At 67.8% G+C, this 16,863-nt stretch carries 16 protein-coding genes; 11 read left to right on the forward strand and 5 right to left on the reverse strand.

Annotated elements, in window-relative coordinates:
* Positions 1-3 precede the first annotated feature (3 nt).
* From FHT36_RS18615 to FHT36_RS18625, 3 genes are all read right to left on the reverse strand, one after another.
* On the reverse strand, positions 4-1,305 hold the full coding sequence (locus FHT36_RS18615) for an FAD-binding oxidoreductase (protein ID WP_169124128.1): 1,302 nt from the start codon (positions 1,303-1,305) through the stop codon (positions 4-6).
* 38 nt (positions 1,306-1,343) lie between these two features.
* Complete coding sequence (locus tag FHT36_RS18620) at positions 1,344-2,747, reverse strand: glutamine synthetase family protein (protein ID WP_169123987.1); 1,404 nt, start codon at positions 2,745-2,747, stop codon at positions 1,344-1,346.
* Between the two features lie 266 nt (positions 2,748-3,013).
* Positions 3,014-3,880 carry a DUF3108 domain-containing protein gene (locus FHT36_RS18625; RefSeq protein ID WP_169123988.1) on the reverse strand — a complete coding sequence of 289 codons (867 nt, stop codon included), beginning with the start codon at positions 3,878-3,880 and terminating at the stop codon, positions 3,014-3,016.
* Positions 3,881-4,200: 320 nt separating this feature from the next.
* Here FHT36_RS18625 and infC point away from each other — a divergent pair, with 320 nt between their 5' ends.
* On the forward strand, positions 4,201-4,725 hold the full coding sequence (gene infC, locus FHT36_RS18630) for a translation initiation factor IF-3 (protein WP_168459950.1): 525 nt from the start codon (positions 4,201-4,203) through the stop codon (positions 4,723-4,725).
* A 106-nt stretch (positions 4,726-4,831) separates the two neighbouring features.
* Here infC and FHT36_RS18635 read toward each other — a convergent pair whose 3' ends face one another.
* Positions 4,832-5,500: a BA14K family protein gene (locus tag FHT36_RS18635; RefSeq protein WP_169123989.1), complete on the reverse strand. Its 669-nt coding sequence runs from the start codon at positions 5,498-5,500 to the stop codon at positions 4,832-4,834.
* A gap of 250 nt (positions 5,501-5,750) precedes the next feature.
* Between FHT36_RS18635 and FHT36_RS24580 the strand changes: the two genes are divergently transcribed.
* The 8 genes from FHT36_RS24580 (at position 5,751) to yidC (ending at position 13,764) form a co-directional block, all read left to right on the forward strand.
* Positions 5,751-6,377 (forward strand): BA14K family protein, encoded by a 627-nt coding sequence (locus tag FHT36_RS24580; RefSeq protein WP_246702311.1) that lies wholly within the window; start codon positions 5,751-5,753, stop codon positions 6,375-6,377.
* A gap of 267 nt (positions 6,378-6,644) precedes the next feature.
* Positions 6,645-6,845 carry a 50S ribosomal protein L35 gene (gene rpmI, locus FHT36_RS18645; RefSeq protein WP_169123990.1) on the forward strand — a complete coding sequence of 67 codons (201 nt, stop codon included), beginning with the start codon at positions 6,645-6,647 and terminating at the stop codon, positions 6,843-6,845.
* 28 nt (positions 6,846-6,873) lie between these two features.
* Positions 6,874-7,236: a 50S ribosomal protein L20 gene (rplT, locus tag FHT36_RS18650; protein WP_168459952.1), complete on the forward strand. Its 363-nt coding sequence runs from the start codon at positions 6,874-6,876 to the stop codon at positions 7,234-7,236.
* Between the two features lie 180 nt (positions 7,237-7,416).
* Positions 7,417-8,529: a phenylalanine--tRNA ligase subunit alpha gene (pheS, locus tag FHT36_RS18655; protein WP_169123991.1), complete on the forward strand. Its 1,113-nt coding sequence runs from the start codon at positions 7,417-7,419 to the stop codon at positions 8,527-8,529.
* A 12-nt stretch (positions 8,530-8,541) separates the two neighbouring features.
* A complete protein-coding gene (gene pheT, locus FHT36_RS18660; RefSeq protein WP_169123992.1) occupies positions 8,542-10,956 on the forward strand; it encodes a phenylalanine--tRNA ligase subunit beta in 2,415 nt (804 codons plus the stop codon).
* A gap of 234 nt (positions 10,957-11,190) precedes the next feature.
* Positions 11,191-11,325 (forward strand): 50S ribosomal protein L34, encoded by a 135-nt coding sequence (gene rpmH / locus FHT36_RS18665; protein ID WP_024280417.1) that lies wholly within the window; start codon positions 11,191-11,193, stop codon positions 11,323-11,325.
* A gap of 44 nt (positions 11,326-11,369) precedes the next feature.
* Entirely contained in the window at positions 11,370-11,924 is a 555-nt protein-coding gene (gene rnpA / locus FHT36_RS18670) for a ribonuclease P protein component (protein WP_348644510.1), read from the forward strand.
* Positions 11,917-13,764 (forward strand): membrane protein insertase YidC, encoded by a 1,848-nt coding sequence (gene yidC / locus FHT36_RS18675; RefSeq protein WP_169123993.1) that lies wholly within the window; start codon positions 11,917-11,919, stop codon positions 13,762-13,764. The genes rnpA and yidC overlap by 8 nt, the downstream gene beginning before the upstream one ends.
* 73 nt (positions 13,765-13,837) lie before the next feature.
* Here yidC and FHT36_RS18680 read toward each other — a convergent pair whose 3' ends face one another.
* Complete coding sequence (locus FHT36_RS18680) at positions 13,838-14,839, reverse strand: LysR family transcriptional regulator (RefSeq protein ID WP_169123994.1); 1,002 nt, start codon at positions 14,837-14,839, stop codon at positions 13,838-13,840.
* A gap of 94 nt (positions 14,840-14,933) precedes the next feature.
* Here FHT36_RS18680 and FHT36_RS18685 point away from each other — a divergent pair, with 94 nt between their 5' ends.
* The gene (locus FHT36_RS18685; RefSeq protein ID WP_169123995.1) at positions 14,934-16,400 is read left to right on the forward strand and encodes a form I ribulose bisphosphate carboxylase large subunit; all 1,467 of its coding nucleotides are present in this window, start codon (positions 14,934-14,936) and stop codon (positions 16,398-16,400) included.
* Positions 16,401-16,411: 11 nt separating this feature from the next.
* A complete protein-coding gene (locus FHT36_RS18690; RefSeq protein WP_169123996.1) occupies positions 16,412-16,813 on the forward strand; it encodes a ribulose bisphosphate carboxylase small subunit in 402 nt (133 codons plus the stop codon).
* Positions 16,814-16,863: the final 50 nt, after the last annotated feature.

Below are 16,863 nucleotides of genomic sequence, written 5' to 3' on the forward strand. Positions count from 1 at the left end.
GGCTCAGAGCCGATCGCGCAGGGCGTAATAGCTGAGGCCCGCCATCATCAGCGGGGTGCGCAGCAGCGTGCCGCCGGGGAAAGGCGGCACCGGCAGACGTCCGAGCAAATCGAAGCGCGAGAGCTGGCCCTGCACCGCCTCGGCGAGGATCTTGCCGAACAGCGGCGCCAGCGCCACCCCCTGCCCGCTATAGCCGGCCGAGACGAGGACGTGCGGCGACAGCCGGCGCACGAATGGCATGCGTGTCATGGTGATGGCCAGCACACCGCCCCAGGCATAGTCGATGCGGGCTTCGCCGAGCTGCGGAAAAATGCGCAGCATGAAGGGCCGCACGAAATCCGCCACGTCCGGCCTCAGCCCGCGGCGATAGCTCTCGCCGCCGCCGAACAGCAGCCGGCCATCGGCGGAGAGGCGGAAATAGTTGATGACGAACCGGCTGTCCGCCACCGCCGCGCCGTTAGCGATGATCTCCTGCGCCTGATCACCCAGGGGCTCCGTGGCGGCGATATAGTTGCAGATGGGCATGACATGGGCGTCGACCCGCCGGTCGAGCCCGTCCATCAGTCCGTTGCCGCATTCGAGCAGGAAGTCGGCGACCACGCTGCCGCCGCCGTCGGTGGTGACGGTCACGCCGGCCTCGTCCGTGACCTTGACCGCACGCGTCCCCTCGTGGATCTCGACCCCCGCCGCGACGGCTGCGGAGCCGAGGCCGAGGGCGAAGTTGAGCGGGTGCAGGTGGCCAGCGCCCTTGTCGAGAAGGCCGCCATAATAGGCGGAGGTACCGACCAGCACCCGGATCTCGTCGCGGGTGAGCGGCTGGAGGGCATCGTAGCCGTAGTCCACCGCGAGCGTGCGGGCGTAATCGTAGCTGTCCGGGACGTAGCGCGCCTTGTGGTCGGCGAGGATGAGACCCTCGCGCAGGTCGCACGGAATGTCGTAGCGGGCGATGAGGCTGCGCACCAGCGCCTTGCCCTCCTCCGCGAGGTTCCAGAGCTTGTGGGCGTCCTCGCGCCCCACCGCCTTTTCCAGGAAATCCTGGCCGCGGCGCTGGCCGCTGTGAAGCTGGCCGCCGTTGCGCCCCGAGGCGCCCGAGCCCACCCGCGCGGCCTCCAGCACCACCACCTTGAACCCCGCCTCGGCAAGATGCAGCGCGGCGGACAGGCCCGTATAGCCGGCACCGATGACGCACACGTCAGCCCGCACCGCGCCCTTCAGGGGCGAAAAGGCGGGGAATGCGGTTGCCGTGGCCGTGTACCAGGAGCGGGCGTGGCCGGCCGGATTGAGCGGCGCGGCGACCCGGTGCATGGCATGTTCCTTCTTCTTCTCGTTGGGCACCGGCGGCCTCACACGTTGAGCAGAAGGTACTCCCGCTCCCAGGGCGAGATCACCCTCATGAAGGTTTCGAACTCGGCCTGCTTCACCGCGGCGTAGGCGGAGACGAACCGCTCGCCCAGGACCTCGGCAAGCGGCTCACTGTCCTGAAACGCCGCAACCGCCTCGAGGAGCCCGCGCGGCAGGTCGAAATCGAGATTCTTCGCGTCGCCGTCGATCGGATCGGTCGCACGCAGATTTTCGGTCAGGCCGAGATAGCCGCAGGCGAGGGACGCAGCGATGGCGAGATAGGGATTGGCGTCCGAGGACGGCACCCGGTTCTCCAGCCGCCGCGCTTCCGGGGTGGAAGGCGGCACGCGCAGGCCGGCGGTGCGGTTGTCGTAGCCCCATTGCAGGTTGATGGGCGCCATGGAGTCGCGCGTCAGCCGGCGATACGAGTTCACATAGGGCGCCATGATGCACATGACCGACGGCAGATATTTCTGGTGGCCGGCGATGAAGGAGAAGAACTCCGGCGTCGGGTCGCCATCCTCGTCGGAGAACAGGTTGCGCCCGGTGGCGGTGTTGATGACCGACTGGTGGATGTGCATGGCGCTGCCCGGCTCGTTGGCGATCGGCTTGGCCATGAAGGTCGCATAGATCTTGTGGGCGAGCGCCGCCTCGCGGATCGTGCGCTTGAACAGGAACACCTGGTCCGCCAGCACCAGCGGATCGCCGTGGCGCAGGTTGATTTCCATCTGCGCCGCGCCGTCCTCGTGGATCAGCGTGTCGATCTCCAGCCCCTGGGCCTCGGAATAATCATAGATGTCCTCGAACAGGGCATCGAACTCGTTCACCGCCTGGATCGAATAGGACTGGCGGCCGATCTCCGGCCGGCCGGAGCGGCCCACGGGCGGCTTCAGGGGATAGTCGGGATCGGTGTTGGGCTCGACGAGGTAGAACTCGATTTCCGGCGCCACCACCGGCTTCCAGCCCTTCTTCTCGTAGAGCGAAATGACGTGCCGCAGCACCTGCCGGGGCGCCAGCTCCACTGGGCGTCCGTCGCGGTGGTAGGCGTCGTGGATCACCTGGGCGGTGGGGTCCTGCGCCCACGGCACCGAGCACAGGGTGGCAAGGTCCGGCTCCAGCACGAGGTCGCTGTCGGCGATCACCGAATCGACCAGCCCTTCATAGTCGGGATACTCGCCGGAGATGGTCTGGAAGAAGACCGACAGCGGCAGGTTCATCACGGGCGAGGAGAAGAACTTGGAGGCCGGCATGATCTTGCCGCGGGCGACGCCGGCGAGATCGGGAACGGTGCATTCGATCTCGGTGATGCCCCGGCTGGCCATCCAGGCCTTGGCTTCCGTCAGCGATGTCACACCCCGCGGGGCCGTTGCCTGAGCCTTCTGCGCACCCTTGCTGCGTTTCGCCATGATGTCCTCGGGCGTGAACCGCTCACGCCCGAGCAGGGAACACCTGCGCCACCATCAGTGTCAACGCGACCCGAAGACGGCAACGCTCACGTTTGGGAAAGATACAGGGGCGACGGCCATGTCCCGGTCCGGGACAGACGCCTCGACGGTCCGGGAACAGCCATCGAACGAATCACGATCGAATCGCAGTGCCGGCCGCGTTCCCGCTTCTCCCCCTACGAGATGTTGGGCCTCGGCCTCAACGGTAGCGGATTCAGGCGGACCGCTCAGCGCGGCGCGTTCACCGGCACCGTGCCGGCCTTCGCCTCGGTCTCGAGGGAGGTCGCCTCCAGCAGGGCGGTGCCGATCATGGTGGCGACCGACACACGGAACGGCGCCATCAGGCGCGTGCCGGCGATGGGCACCAGCCACACATAGATGTCCTTGTTGTCGACCATGTACTTGACGGTGTAGCGGGTGGGCCGGTGCCCGGCGACCGGCTGGTAGCGCACGGAGCACACCACGGCCGAGCCGGCATAGCCGTCCACCTTCACCGTCTCGGTGCGCTGATAGGTCAGGACGAGATCGTAGCGCTGGCGTCCGTCGAACACGGGGATGGACCGGGAGCAGGCGGCCGCGGACAGCATGTCGCCGGTGCCCGGCACATAGACGAAGGCCCCGCTCATGGGGTCGAGAATGTTCTGCAGCACCGCCTGCTCGATGGGGACGCGATCAGCCGCCGGCTTGAGCGGCGGCTCCACTTGCATTTCCTTCAGCGCGCCGGAGGCCATTGCAAGGCGCGCGGTCTCGGCCTTGCCGTCGGCCTCGGCATTGAGCGCGTAGACCTTCGGCACCAGCTTGCCGCCAGAGATGGTCCCGCGCGAGGCAGCGACGCCCTTGCCGGACGACACGGCGCGCAGCACGCCGGTGACGCGGGCGGAGCCGGAAATCTCATAGGCCTGGTCGCCGGCCTCCACCTTGATGGACCCGCGGCCGAGTTCGACCCCACCGATGCTGAGCACATATTTGGCGTTGAACTGCCCGTCCGCCCAGGCGGGACCGGCGAGGCCGGCGGCCATCAGGAGGCCGACCATGGCGGCACCTGCGCGGTGCCGGAAACGGGGCAAAGGAGCGGTCATCGGGGTCGTCGTCATTGCAGAATCCGGATGGAGATGTCCGGGGGGCCGGCGGACCCGTGTCCCAGAGGCATGCACAGGGAAGGCGGCTGAACTGTGGCCCATCGGCGAAGCCGCAGCCGCCCCGCCGCACCGCCCGCCGGAGGAGCCGGCCGGCAGCAGACCCGGGAATGCCGCGCGAATCCGCATGGGTCATTGACTTTACGGCGGTTTGTCACGATCTTTCCAGCCTACCCTGAGAGGCGGGTTGCGCAGACGACGGCAAGGACCGGCGCCGCGGCCCGTTTACCTCGGGGGATCGTGTTGATTGCCAAGGAGCTGAAGCCATTCGCCGCCCTATGAGACCCGTCGCGCCGGAGAAGGATGGACCGCGCGTCAATGAGGAAATCCGCATCCGCGAAGTCCAGCTGATCGACCAGGACGGTCAGAACCGCGGCGTGGTAGCAATCCGCGATGCGCTCACCTTGGCGCAGGAAGCCGGGCTCGATCTCGTCGAGATCTCCCCCAATTCCGCGCCCCCCGTCTGCAAGATCCTCGATTACGGCCGCTTCAAGTACCAGAACCAGAAGAAGGCCAGCGAGGCGCGCAAGAAGCAGAAGGTGGTCGAGGTCAAGGAGATCAAGCTCCGCCCTGGCATCGATGACCACGACTACGACGTGAAGATGCGGGCGATGCAGCGCTTCTTCGAGGAAGGCGACAAGGTGAAGGTGACCCTGCGCTTCCGTGGTCGCGAGATGGCGCATCAGGACATCGGCTACAAGCTGCTGCAGAAGCTCAAGGAAGACGTTTCCACCATCGCCAAGGTCGAGGCCGAGCCCATGCTCGAAGGCCGGCAGATGATCATGATCCTCGCCCCGCGCTGATGCGGGATCGGGGGCGGTAAAGAAAAAGCCCGGCGCAGCGCGCCGGGCTTTTCTCGTTTCACTCGCCTGATCGAGGATCGCGGCCGACGGTGCGGCCGCACTTCCCTCACGGGCAGGGGTGCTGGAACCCGTCATAGCCGGTGTAGGTGCCGGTGTTCGGGTTGTACGAGCGGAACCGCGACATGCAGTACGCCACCGCATCGTTGGTGTAGACCGGCTCCGCATTGGCCGCCGCCACGGCGCCCAGGGCCAGGCCGCTGGCGACGCCGAGCGCGATCCAAGCGCCGGTATTGTTGTAGTAGCCCCAACCCCAGCCGGGACGATACCAGCCCCAACCCGGACGCCACGGCCCCGGACCCCACGCGCCCGGCGGCGGGCGCCAGCCCGGATGACCCCAACCGGGACCACCGGGCCCCCATCCCGGACGGCCGGGACCCCAGCCGGGACGGCCCGGTCCCCAACCGCCCGCATAAGCGGGACGTACATAGCCGGGACGGCCGACATAGCCAGGACGCCCAACGTAGCCGGGACGGCCGACGAAACCGGGACGGCCCACATAGCCGGGACGACCGACGAAGCCGGGGCGGCCGACATAACCCGGACGGCCACCATAGCCGACGCGGGGCCCGCCCATGCGCACGCCGCCCACGCGCGGGCCACCGCCGCCACCGCGCCAGGCCACCTGATCCACGGCGCCCACATTGGCCATCGCGGGATTGGCAAGGCCAAGGCGCAGCGCTTGTGCATTCGCGACGGGAACCGAAAGCGAAAGCATGCCGCCTGCGACTGCCGCCGCGGCAAACAATGCCACCCTTCTTGTGCCGAACATGATCTTCACTCCCTCAACACTTTCTATCTTCAGCGTCCTTTGTGTCGAATGTTTCGCGGACGTTGCGGAACTTGCGGCTGGAAAGCGGCGAACTGGTGCTTTTCCGCGATTACCTGCCGCCCACGATCACGCATGCGTGAGAGGGGGCATCCTTGCGTCACCCGGAGCGTTGACGTGGCATCATAAGGAGTTCGGTATGCCCAATCTGTTGCGCAAGACCTTCCGGCGGATCACCGTCGGCCTCACCTCTGCTGCCCTCGTCGCCTCCAGCGTCGGTATGGCCGCCGTGGCGACGGCTCCGGCCGCCTCGGCTCAAGCGCTGCGGGCCGGTGCCTCAACCATGAACATCCAGGCCGCTGCGCCCGAGGCGGTGCAGGACCGCCGGGGCGGCCCCAACCGGGCGCCGGGCGTTCGCGGACCCGGGCGTGGGCCGGGCCCAGCGGTGCGCGGGCCAGGACGCGGCCCGGGCCAGTCGGTCCGTGGGCCGGTGCGCGGCCCGGGATACGGACGTCCGGGCTATGGCCGTCCCGGCTATAATCGTCCCGGCTATGCTCGCCCCGGATGGCACGGCCCGCGGCCCGGCTATCACGCCCGCTGGGGACAGCCTTACTGGCGCAATGGCGGCTGGTACTACCGCAACGACAATGGCGCGTGGATCGCGGCGGGCATCGCCGGTCTCGCCATCGGCGCGGCGGCGGGTGCGGCGGCGGCCAATTCGGGTGGCGGCGACGGGGTGGCCTACTGCGCCCAGCGATTCCGCTCCTACAACCCCGCCACCGGCACCTACACCGGCTATGACGGGCTTCAGCACCCCTGCCCCTGAGGCGTGTTGAAGCTCAACGAAAGGTCGCCGCCTTGCGCGGCGGCCTTTTTCGTGTGCCCATGCCTCGCCGCGTTCCCCTTCCCGCCGCCTCTCCCGGCCCGGTTGGCCGCCCGGCGCTTGCCTTTATGCTCACGCTCCTGTAACGACTGCCGCCTTCGAGCCGGCCGGCGATTAAGGGCTGCCGCGCTGGCTCATACCGCTCAACAGCAACAAGAGGCTGAGCGTCCACCGCCCTCGCGGGCGAGGACCCATGCCACGGAGAGCCAAATGCCCAAGATGAAGACCAAGTCGGGAGCGAAGAAACGCTTCCGTCTGACGGGTACGGGAAAAGTGATCGCGGGTCAGGCCGGCAAGCGCCATGGCATGATCAAGCGGACCAACAACCAGATCCGCAACCAGCGCGGCACGACCATCCTCGCCGAGTGCGACGGACGGATCATCCGCAAGTCGTTCCTGCCGAACGGCTGACGCCACTGCGATCTGAAGGAGCTTTTCCATGGCCCGCGTGAAACGTGGCGTTACCTCACACGCCAAGCACAAGAAGGTCTACAAAGCCGCAAAGGGCTTTTACGGCCGCCGCAAGAATACCATCCGCGCTGCGAAGTCGGCCGTCGAACGGTCGATGCAGTATGCCTACCGCGATCGCAAGGTGAAGAAGCGCAATTTCCGCGCGCTCTGGATCCAGCGCATCAACGCCGGTGTGCGCGCGCTCGACCTCGACCTGACCTATTCGCGATTTATCGATGGTCTCGGCAAGGCCGGGATCGAGGTCGATCGCAAGGTGCTCTCGGACATCGCTATCCACGAGCCCGACGCGTTCAAGGCCCTGGTGGAGAAGGCCAAGGCCGCCCTGGCCTGATTGCCGCGCCCAAGGCTCCATGCCAGGGCGTAGCTTTCTCCTCCCGTCTTTTCCGAGACCTTCAAGAGCCCCGTGCGGATCGTCCGTCCGGGGCTTTTGCCATTGGGCGCGGCCCGTCTATAAGCGGCGCGACCCGACGCCGGCCACCCCGCCGGCCTTCCGCTTTCCGGGATAGGCTCCATGTCCGCGACACCATCCGCCACCGATCCGAGCGCCCTCGAAGACCTTCAGGAGAGCCTCTCCTCCGCCATCCTGCGCGCGCAGGACGAGGCCGGCCTTGAAGAGGTGCGCATCGCGGCCCTCGGCAAGAAAGGCTCGGTCTCGGAACTCCTGAAGTCGCTGGGCGGCATGAGCCCGGACGAGCGCAAGGTGATGGGCCCCGCCATCAACGGCCTGCGCGACGCGGTGCAGGGCCTGCTCTCCCACCGCCGCGCGGCGCTGAAGAGCGCCGCTCTGGAGGCGCGCCTCGCCACCGAGCGGGTGGACGTGACCCTGCCCGTGCGTGAGGCCGCCGCCGAGACCGGCCGCGTCCATCCCATCGCGCAGGTGACGGAAGAGCTGGTCGCCATCTTCGCCGACATGGGATTCTCGGTGGCCGAAGGGCCGGACATCGAGGACGACTTCCACAACTTCACCGCGCTGAACTTCCCGGCCGGCCACCCGGCCCGCGAGATGCACGACACCTTCTTCCTGCCCCCCGGCGCGGATGGCGAGCGCAAGGTGCTGCGCACCCATACCTCGCCCGTGCAGGTGCGCACCATGCAGGCGAAGAAGCCGCCCATCCGCGTCATCTGCCCCGGCCGCACCTATCGCTGCGATTCGGACCAGACCCACACGCCCATGTTCCATCAGGTGGAGGGGCTGGTGATCGACAAGGGCGCGCACCTCGGCCACCTCAAGTGGGTACTGGAGGAGTTCTGCAAGTCCTTCTTCGAGGTGGAGGGCGTGAAGATGCGCTTCCGCCCCTCCTTCTTCCCCTTCACCGAGCCCAGCATGGAAGTGGACATCCAGTGCGACCGCTCCCGCCCCGGCGAGATCCGCTTCGGCGAAGGCTCGGACTGGCTGGAAATCCTCGGCTGCGGGATGGTGCATCCCAACGTGCTCAGGAATTGCGGCATCGACCCGGACGAGTATCAGGGCTTCGCCTGGGGCATGGGCATCGATCGCATCGCCATGCTCAAGTACGGCATGAGCGACCTTCGCGCCTTCTTCGAGGCCGACGTGCGCTGGCTCTCCCACTACGGCTTCCGCCCGCTGGATTTCCCCACGCTCGCCGGCGGGCTGAGCGCGTAAGGAGCAGGACCCATGAAATTCACCTACTCCTGGCTCAAGGATCACCTCGAGCCCACCGCGTCGTTCGACCAGATCGTGGAGCGCCTTTCCCTCATCGGCCTCGAGGTCGAGGGCGTGGAGGACAAGGCGAAGCAGCTCGCGCCCTTCGTGGTGGGCGAGGTGCTCACCGCCGAGAAGCATCCAAACGCGGACAAGCTGCGCGTCTGCACCGTTTCCATCGGCAAGGGTGACCCCATCCAGGTGGTCTGCGGCGCGCCGAACGCGCGGGCGGGCCTCAAGACCGTCTTCGCCGCGCCGGGCACGGTCATCCCCGCCACCGGCACGGAACTGAAGATCGGCAAGATCCGCGACGTGGAAAGCCGCGGCATGCTCTGCTCGGCCCGCGAGATGGGCCTTTCCGAGGAGCATGACGGCATCCTGGAGCTGCCGGAGGACGCGCCCGTGGGCGCGCCGTTCGCGCAGGTGATCGGGCTCGATGATCCGGTGATCGAGATCGCGGTGACGCCCAACCGCGCCGACTGCCTCGGCGTCTCCGGCGTCGCCCGCGACCTCGCCGCCGCCGGCCTCGGCGAGCTGATGGCGCCCCGGGTGAAGCCCGTCGAGGGCACCTTCCCCGCCCCGCTCAAGGTGACGCTGGAATTCGGCGAGACCTCGCCGCTCTGCCCGGCCTTTGCCCTTCGGGTGGTGAAGGGCGTGAAGAACGGCCCCTCCCCCCAGTGGCTGCAGGACCGCCTGCGCGCCATCGGCCTGCGCCCCATCAACGCGCTGGTGGACGTCACCAATTTCATGACGTTCGACCGCAACCGCCCGCTCCACGTCTTTGACCTGAAGAAGGTGACCGGCAATCTCGTGGTGCGCCGGGCCAAGGGCGGCGAGACGCTGCTGGCGCTCGACGGCAAGACCTACACGCTCGACGAGAGCATGTGCGTCATCGCCGACGACAAAGGCGTGGAGAGCCTCGCCGGCATCATGGGCGGCGAGGACTCGGGCTGCGACGAGACCACCACCGACGTGGTGGTCGAATCGGCGCTCTGGGACGCCATCAACATCGCCCAGACCGGCCGCAAGCTCGGCATCAATTCCGATGCCCGCTTCCGCTTCGAGCGCGGCGTGGACCCGGCCTTCACCGTGCCGGGCCTCGACCTCGCCACCCACCTCGTCCTTGAGCTGTGCGGCGGCGAGCCGTCCGAGATGGTGCTGGCGGGCACGGTGCCCGCCACGGCCCGCACCATCGCCTTCCCGCTCACCGAGGTGAAGCGGCTGACCGGGCTGGAAGCCTCCGAGGACGAGATTCGCGGCGTGCTGGACAGGCTCGGTTTCGCCGTCTCCGGCGCGGCACCCGTGCTTGAGGTGGTGCCCCCCTCCTGGCGTGGCGACATCGAGGGCAAGGCGGACCTCGTGGAAGAGGTGGTGCGCATCCTCGGCCTGGAGCGCGTGCCCTCCACCGAGCTGCCCCGCGGAGCGGATGCCCGCAAGGCGGTGCTGACGACGCTCCAGCTGCGGAGCCGCAAGGCCCGCCGCGCGCTGGCGGCGCGCGGCATGGTGGAAGCGGTCACCTGGTCCTTCGTGTCCAGGGAGGCCGCCAGGCTGTTCGGCGGCGGCTCCGACGCCCTCGCTCTGTCGAATCCCATCGCCTCCGACCTCTCGGACATGCGCCCGAGCCTCCTGCCCGGCCTTATCAAGGCGGCAGGCGCCAATGCGGCGCGTGGGGCGGGCGACGTAGCCCTGTTCGAGGTGGGACAGGTCTTCCTCGGTGACGGCCCCGGCGACCAGCGCCAGGCCGCCTCCGGCATCCGCCGAGGCACGGCCAAGCCCTCGGGAGGCGGACGCCACTGGGCGGGCAATGCGGCGGCTGTGGATGCCTTCGACGCCAAGGCGGACGCCCTCGCCGCGCTTGCCGCCTGCGGCGCGCCGGTGGCGAATCTGCAGGTCACCACCGATGCCCCCGGCTGGTACCACCCCGGTCGCTCCGGCACGCTGCGCCTCGGCTCCAACGCCATGGCCCATTTCGGCGAGATCCATCCCGCCGTGCTGGAGGCCCTGGACGTGACGGGCCCGCTGGTCGCCTTCGAGATCGTGCTCGACAAGATCCCCGAGCCCAAGGCCAAGGCGACGCGGGTGAAGCCGAATCTCGATCTCTCGCCCTTCCAGGCGGTGAAGCGCGACTTCGCCTTCCTCGTGGGCCGCGACGTTGCCGCCGCTGACATCCTCAAGGCCGCGCAGGGCGCGGACAAGAAGCTCGTCACCGGCGTCGGCGTGTTCGACCTCTACGAGGGCAAGGGAATCGATCCCGACAAGAAGTCGGTGGCGGTGGAGGTCACGCTCCAGCCGCGCGAGCGCACGCTCACCGACAAGGAGATAGAAGAGGTCGCCGGCCGCATCGTCGCGGAAGTGGCGAAGAAGACGGGCGCAACGCTGCGCGCCTGATAAGAAGCGCCGGCGGCGCGTGTTGTCCCCATGCTCTGGATTGACGCGCGCCGCCGCTGCCCCTATAAGCCGAGCCCGAACTCAGGCGGCTGCGGCGGCCGGAGCCCAGCCCTCATTCCCGCTTGATCCTGCTGGATCGGGCCGCGAGCCGGGCAGCAGCGAACCATCGCCGTCGCAGCGCCGCTGCTGGGGTCCGATCCGTAAGGCGGCCTCAAGACATCTGGAGATTTGACCGTGAAGCGCACCTACCAACCCAGCAAGCTCGTGCGCAAGCGCCGCCACGGCTTCCGTGCGCGCATGGAGACCCGCAACGGCCGCAAGATCATTGCCGCCCGCCGCGCCCACGGCCGCAAGCGCCTGTCCGCCTGAGGGTGGACCCTCGCGGAGCTGCCCGACTTCGGGAGCCGTCCAACGTGGAACGCCCGTCGGATACCAATCCGGATCGTCTCCGTCGGCTGGACCGCCTCAAGAAACGCCGTGATTTCCTCGCTGCGGCCAAGGCCGAGCGAGCCGGCGTCGCCTCCTTCCTCATGCAAGGCCGCGATCGCGGTGATGGGGAAGATGTGCGTATCGGCTTCACCGTGACCAAGAAGACCGGCAATTCCGTCGTGCGGAACCGCATCCGCCGCCGCCTCCGCGAGGCGGTGCAGCGGGTGTTGCCGGAGGCCGGGCGTCCCGGCTTCGATTATGTGCTGGTGGCCCGCGAGGCCGCGTTGCGCACCCCTTTCGACAGCCTCGTGTCCGAGATGGAGCGCGCCGTGCGCAAGCTGCACGCGCCCAAGGCTCCCAAGGACAAGGCGCCCCGGGACCATGCCCCGAAGACCAAGTCCCGTGCCCGACCGGGCGAAACGCGGGTCTTAAAAGAGTCGCTGCCGGCGTCTAAGGACACCGCACGCTCCGCCGGCACCGCCGGCCCGAACAATCCCGACTTGACGATGCCGCCGACGGAGACCCTCCGGCATGAGTGATAACCGCAACATGTTCATCGCCATCGGCCTGTCGATGGTGATCCTCATCGGCTGGCAGTTCTTCTTCGGCATTCCGCAGGCGGAAAAGCAGCGGCAGGCCGCCGAGCAGCAGCGCATCGAGCAGACGGCCCAGCAGCAGGCGCAGTCCGGCGCCACGCCGACGCCGGGTGCCGCTCCGGGAACGACCCCCGCGGGCCTGCCCCAGGCCGGCGCGCCCGGCACCCCCGGCGGCCGGGCCCTGACCCGCGCCGAGGCGATCGCCGCCTCCCCCCGCGCGCCCATCGCCACCCAGCGCCTCAGCGGCTCGATCTCGCTGCGCGGCGCCCGCGCAGACGATCTGCTGCTGACCGAGTACCACGAGACGGTGGACCCCAAGAGCCCGAACATCGTGCTTCTGTCGCCGTCGGGCGGTCCCAACCCCTTCTATGCGGAATTCGGCTGGACCTCGGCCGCCGGTGCCGGCGTCGCCGTCCCCGGCCCCGACACGCTCTGGACCGTGCAGCCCGGCGCGACCCTGACCGAGAAGACCCCCCTCGTCCTCACCTGGGACAACGGGCAGGGCCTGACCTTCCGTCGCACCTTCACCATCGACGACCATTACATGTTCGCGGTGAAGGACGAGGTGGAGAACAAGGGCGCCGCTGCCGCCACCCTCTATCCCTACGCCCTCGTCTCGCGGCACGGCGTGCCGCACGTGGCCGGCTTCTACATCCTGCATGAGGGCCTGATCGGCGTCCTCGGCGACAACGGCCTGCAGGAAGTCACCTACGCCAAGATGGACAAGGAGAAGCCCCTCACCTTCTCCGCCACCGGCGGCTGGCTCGGCATCACCGACAAGTACTGGGCGGCCACCGTCATTCCCGATCAGAGCGTGAAGGTGGACGCCAAGTTCTCCTCGGCCATGATCAACGGCCAGCAGACCTTCCAGACCGACTATCTCGCCCAGCCCCTCACGGTGGAGCCGGGCAGCAAGATCACCTCCTCCGGCCAGCTCTTCGCCGGCGCCAAGGTGGTGCAGGTGGTGGACGGCTATGCCGAGACCTACAAGATCGACCGCTTCGACCGGCTGATCGACTGGGGCTGGTTCTATTTCATCACCAAGCCGCTGTTTCTCGTCATCGACTGGATCTATCGCGTCGTCGGCAATTTCGGCGTCGCCATCCTGGTGGTGACGGTGCTGCTGAAGGGCATCTTCTTCCCGCTGGCCAACAAGTCCTACGCCTCCATGGCGAAGATGAAGGCGGTGCAGCCGGAACTCACCTCCATCCGCGAGCGCTACGCCGACGACAAGGTGAAGCAGCAGCAGGCGATGATGGAGCTGTACAAGAAGGAGAAGATCAATCCGGTGGCGGGGTGCCTGCCCATCCTGATCCAGATCCCGGTGTTCTTCGCCCTCTACAAGGTGCTGTTCGTCACCATCGAGATGCGGCATGCGCCGTTCTTCGGCTGGATCCGCGACCTCTCGGCGCCCGACCCGACCACCGTGTTCAACCTGTTCGGGCTGATCCCCTGGGATCCGGGCTCCGTGCCGGTCATCGGCAGCTATCTCCTGCTCGGCGCCTGGCCGCTCATCATGGGCGTGACCATGTGGGTGCAGATGAAGCTGAACCCGGCCCCGCCGGACCCGACCCAGCAGATGATCTTCAACTGGATGCCTATCATCTTCACCTTCATGCTGGCGCACTTCGCCGCCGGCCTGGTGATCTACTGGGCCTGGAACAACACGCTCTCCGTCACCCAGCAGGCCGTCATCATGCGGCGCAACGGGGTGAAGATCGAGCTGTGGGACAACATCAAGGGGGCCCTCGGCCTCGGCAAGAAACAGGCGGCGAAGGGATAGCCTCCCGGCACCGCCCGAAAATCAGGACGCCGCGCCCCGCAAGGAGCGCGGCGTTCTTCGTTTCAGGGGGCGCTCAGACAGGATCGCGCGCGGCGGCCTTCGACGGGGCGCTGCCGGCGACATGCTCCGGCAGATAGCAGCGCCCGCCCTCCCCGCCCGGCATCTGCGGCAGGAAGCTTGCACCTTCGCGCTCGAGAAAATCCATCAGCGCCTGTCCGGCCGGCAGCAGGCGCTTGTCGCGGGCGCGCACCGCCAGCCACTGGCGCACCACCGGCAGCCCCTCCACCTCCAGCACACGCAGCCGGCCGTCCGCCACCTCCGCCGCCACCGTGTGGGCGGAGATGAATGCGAGGCCGAGGCCCGCCATCACCGACTGCTTGATGGTCTCGTTGGAGCCGATCTCCATGGCGATGGGGGGATTGGGCGCCCCCGCCTCCTCGAACACCCGCTCCATCAGCATCCGCGTGCCGGAACCGGGCTCGCGCACCAGCAGCGATTCGCGGGTGAGATCGGCCGGGGTGATTCGCTTGCGCCGCTTGAACAGGGGATGGTCCACGGGCGCGACGATGATGTGCGGATGGTCGCCGATCAGCCGCGTTTCCGCCTCCAGCGCCGGCGGCGGACGGCCCATGATGGCCACGTCGAAATCAAGGCTGACAATGCCCCGAATGATGTCCTCGCGGTTGCCGATGATAAGCCGGAGCTCGATTTCCGGCCGGCGGCGGCGGAAGGCGGCGAGCGCCATGGGGGCGAAATATTTGGCGGTGGAGACCACCCCCACCACCACCGATCCGCGCTCGGGGCTCTTCAACGCCGCGATCGCCCGCTCCGCTTCCGACAGGGCCCGCGCGATCCGCTCCTGAGCGGAAAGAAGCTCCTGTCCAGCGGCGGTCGGTCGCAGACGGCCATCCACCCGCTCGAATACCGGGACGCCGATGTCCTCCTCCAGCGCCTTCATCTGCGCGGTGACCGCAGGCGGGCTCAAACCCATGTCCTGCGCCGCTTTGGCATAGGAGCCGGAGGCCGCGGCGAGAGCCACGAGGCGGAGTTGGCGGAGCGTCCAGTGGGGTGCCACTTCAGATTTCCTGAATGCCTACTTCATATCATTTAAATTTACCTGAAATCGGTGCGGGGGCAAGGTCACCTCAACAAACAGGAGGGCCGCCATCATGGGTGCCGACGCCGCCATCGGGCAGATCAAGGATGCCAAGAAGAGGTACGCCGCAGGCGTGCTGAAGTACGCGCAGATGGGCTACTGGGATGGCGACTACCAGCCCAAGGACACCGACATCCTGGCCCTGTTCCGCGTCACCCCCCAGGACGGCGTGGACCCCATCGAAGCCGCTGCGGCCGTCGCCGGCGAAAGCTCCACCGCGACCTGGACCGTGGTGTGGACCGACCGCCTCACCGCCGCCGACATGTACCGCGCCAAGGCCTACAAGGTGGAGCCGGTGCCGGGCCAGCCGGGGCAGTATTTCTGCTGGGTGGCCTATGAGCTCGACCTGTTCGAGGAAGGCTCGATTGCCAACCTGACCGCCTCGATCATCGGCAACGTCTTCTCGTTCAAGCCGCTGAAGGCCTGCCGCCTGGAGGACATGCGCCTCCCCGTCGCCTATGTGAAGACCTTCCGTGGCCCGCCCACCGGCATCGTCGTGGAACGCGAGCGCCTCGACAAGTTCGGCCGCCCGCTGCTCGGCGCCACCACCAAGCCGAAGCTGGGTCTTTCCGGCAAGAATTACGGCCGCGTGGTTTACGAGGGCCTCAAGGGCGGGCTCGACTTCGTGAAGGACGACGAGAACATCAACTCGCAGCCCTTCATGCACTGGCGCGACCGCTTCCTCTACTGCATGGAGGCCGTCAACAAGGCGCAGGCCGAGACCGGCGAGGTGAAGGGGCACTACCTCAACATCACCGCCGGCACCATGGAAGAGATGTACCGCCGCGCCGAGTTCGCCAAGGAGCTGGGCTCCGTGGTGGTGATGGTGGACCTCATCGTGGGCTGGACCGCGATCCAGTCCATCTCCAACTGGTGCCGCGAGAACGACGTGCTGCTGCACATGCACCGCGCCGGCCATGGCACCTACACGCGCCAGAAGGGCCACGGCATCTCGTTCCGCGTCATCGCCAAGTGGCTGCGCCTGGCCGGCGTCGACCATCTCCACACCGGCACCGCAGTGGGCAAGCTGGAAGGCGACCCCATGACCGTGCAGGGCTACTACAACGTCTGCCGCGAGACCGTGACCAAGACCGACTACACCCGCGGCATCTTCTTCGACCAGGATTGGGCGGGCCTGCGCAAGGTCATGCCGGTGGCTTCGGGCGGCATCCACGCCGGCCAGATGCACCAGCTCATCGACCTGTTCGGCGAGGACGTCGTGCTGCAGTTCGGCGGCGGCACCATCGGCCATCCCGATGGCATCCAGGCCGGCGCCATCGCCAACCGCGTCGCGCTGGAGACCATGATCCTCGCCCGCAACGAGGGCCGGGACATCAAGAACGAAGGTCCCGAAATCCTGATCGAGGCTGCCAAGTGGTGCCAGCCGCTGCGCGCCGCGCTCGATACCTGGGGCGAGGTGACCTTCAACTACGCCTCCACTGACACGTCCGACTTCGTGCCCACCGCGTCCGTCGCCTGAGGAGAAGAGACATGCGCATCACCCAAGGCACCTTCTCCTTCCTGCCCGACCTCACGGCGGCTCAGGTCAAGGCCCAGATCCAGTATGCGCTGGACCAGAACTGGGCGGTTTCGGTCGAGTACACGGACGATCCGCATCCCCGGAACACCTATTGGGAGATGTGGGGCCTGCCCATGTTCGACCTGCGCGATGCCGCCGGCGTCTATGGCGAGGTCGAGGCCTGCCGCGCCGCCCATCCCGGTCTCTATGTCCGGGTGAACGCCTTCGACTCCACCCGCGGGTGGGAGACGATCCGCCTGTCCTTCATCGTGCAGCGCCCGGCGAAGGAAGACGGCTTCCGCCTCGACCGCACCGAGGGCCCCGGCCGCACCCAGCGTTATGCGCTGCAGAACCGGGCCTACGCGGCCGGCTGATCTTCAAGGTTCACTTTTTCGAGCTTCACCAGCGCGGCCGTTCCCACCGC

The sequence above is a fragment of the Xanthobacter sp. SG618 genome, assembly GCF_012932745.1.
In the GTDB taxonomy this organism is placed as follows: Bacteria; Pseudomonadota; Alphaproteobacteria; order Rhizobiales; family Xanthobacteraceae; genus Xanthobacter; species Xanthobacter flavus.

Coding starts and splice junctions, on each gene's coding strand:
- FHT36_RS18615 (WP_169124128.1), bottom strand. CDS start 1,305: ATGCACCGGGTCGCCGCGCCGCTCAATCCGGCCGGCCACGCCCGCTCC.
- FHT36_RS18620 (WP_169123987.1), bottom strand. CDS start 2,747: ATGGCGAAACGCAGCAAGGGTGCGCAGAAGGCTCAGGCAACGGCCCCG.
- FHT36_RS18625 (WP_169123988.1), bottom strand. CDS start 3,880: ATGACGACGACCCCGATGACCGCTCCTTTGCCCCGTTTCCGGCACCGC.
- infC (WP_168459950.1), top strand. CDS start 4,201: ATGAGACCCGTCGCGCCGGAGAAGGATGGACCGCGCGTCAATGAGGAA.
- FHT36_RS18635 (WP_169123989.1), bottom strand. CDS start 5,500: ATGCTTTCGCTTTCGGTTCCCGTCGCGAATGCACAAGCGCTGCGCCTT.
- FHT36_RS24580 (WP_246702311.1), top strand. CDS start 5,751: ATGCCCAATCTGTTGCGCAAGACCTTCCGGCGGATCACCGTCGGCCTC.
- rpmI (WP_169123990.1), top strand. CDS start 6,645: ATGCCCAAGATGAAGACCAAGTCGGGAGCGAAGAAACGCTTCCGTCTG.
- rplT (WP_168459952.1), top strand. CDS start 6,874: ATGGCCCGCGTGAAACGTGGCGTTACCTCACACGCCAAGCACAAGAAG.
- pheS (WP_169123991.1), top strand. CDS start 7,417: ATGTCCGCGACACCATCCGCCACCGATCCGAGCGCCCTCGAAGACCTT.
- pheT (WP_169123992.1), top strand. CDS start 8,542: ATGAAATTCACCTACTCCTGGCTCAAGGATCACCTCGAGCCCACCGCG.
- yidC (WP_169123993.1), top strand. CDS start 11,917: ATGAGTGATAACCGCAACATGTTCATCGCCATCGGCCTGTCGATGGTG.
- FHT36_RS18685 (WP_169123995.1), top strand. CDS start 14,934: ATGGGTGCCGACGCCGCCATCGGGCAGATCAAGGATGCCAAGAAGAGG.
- FHT36_RS18690 (WP_169123996.1), top strand. CDS start 16,412: ATGCGCATCACCCAAGGCACCTTCTCCTTCCTGCCCGACCTCACGGCG.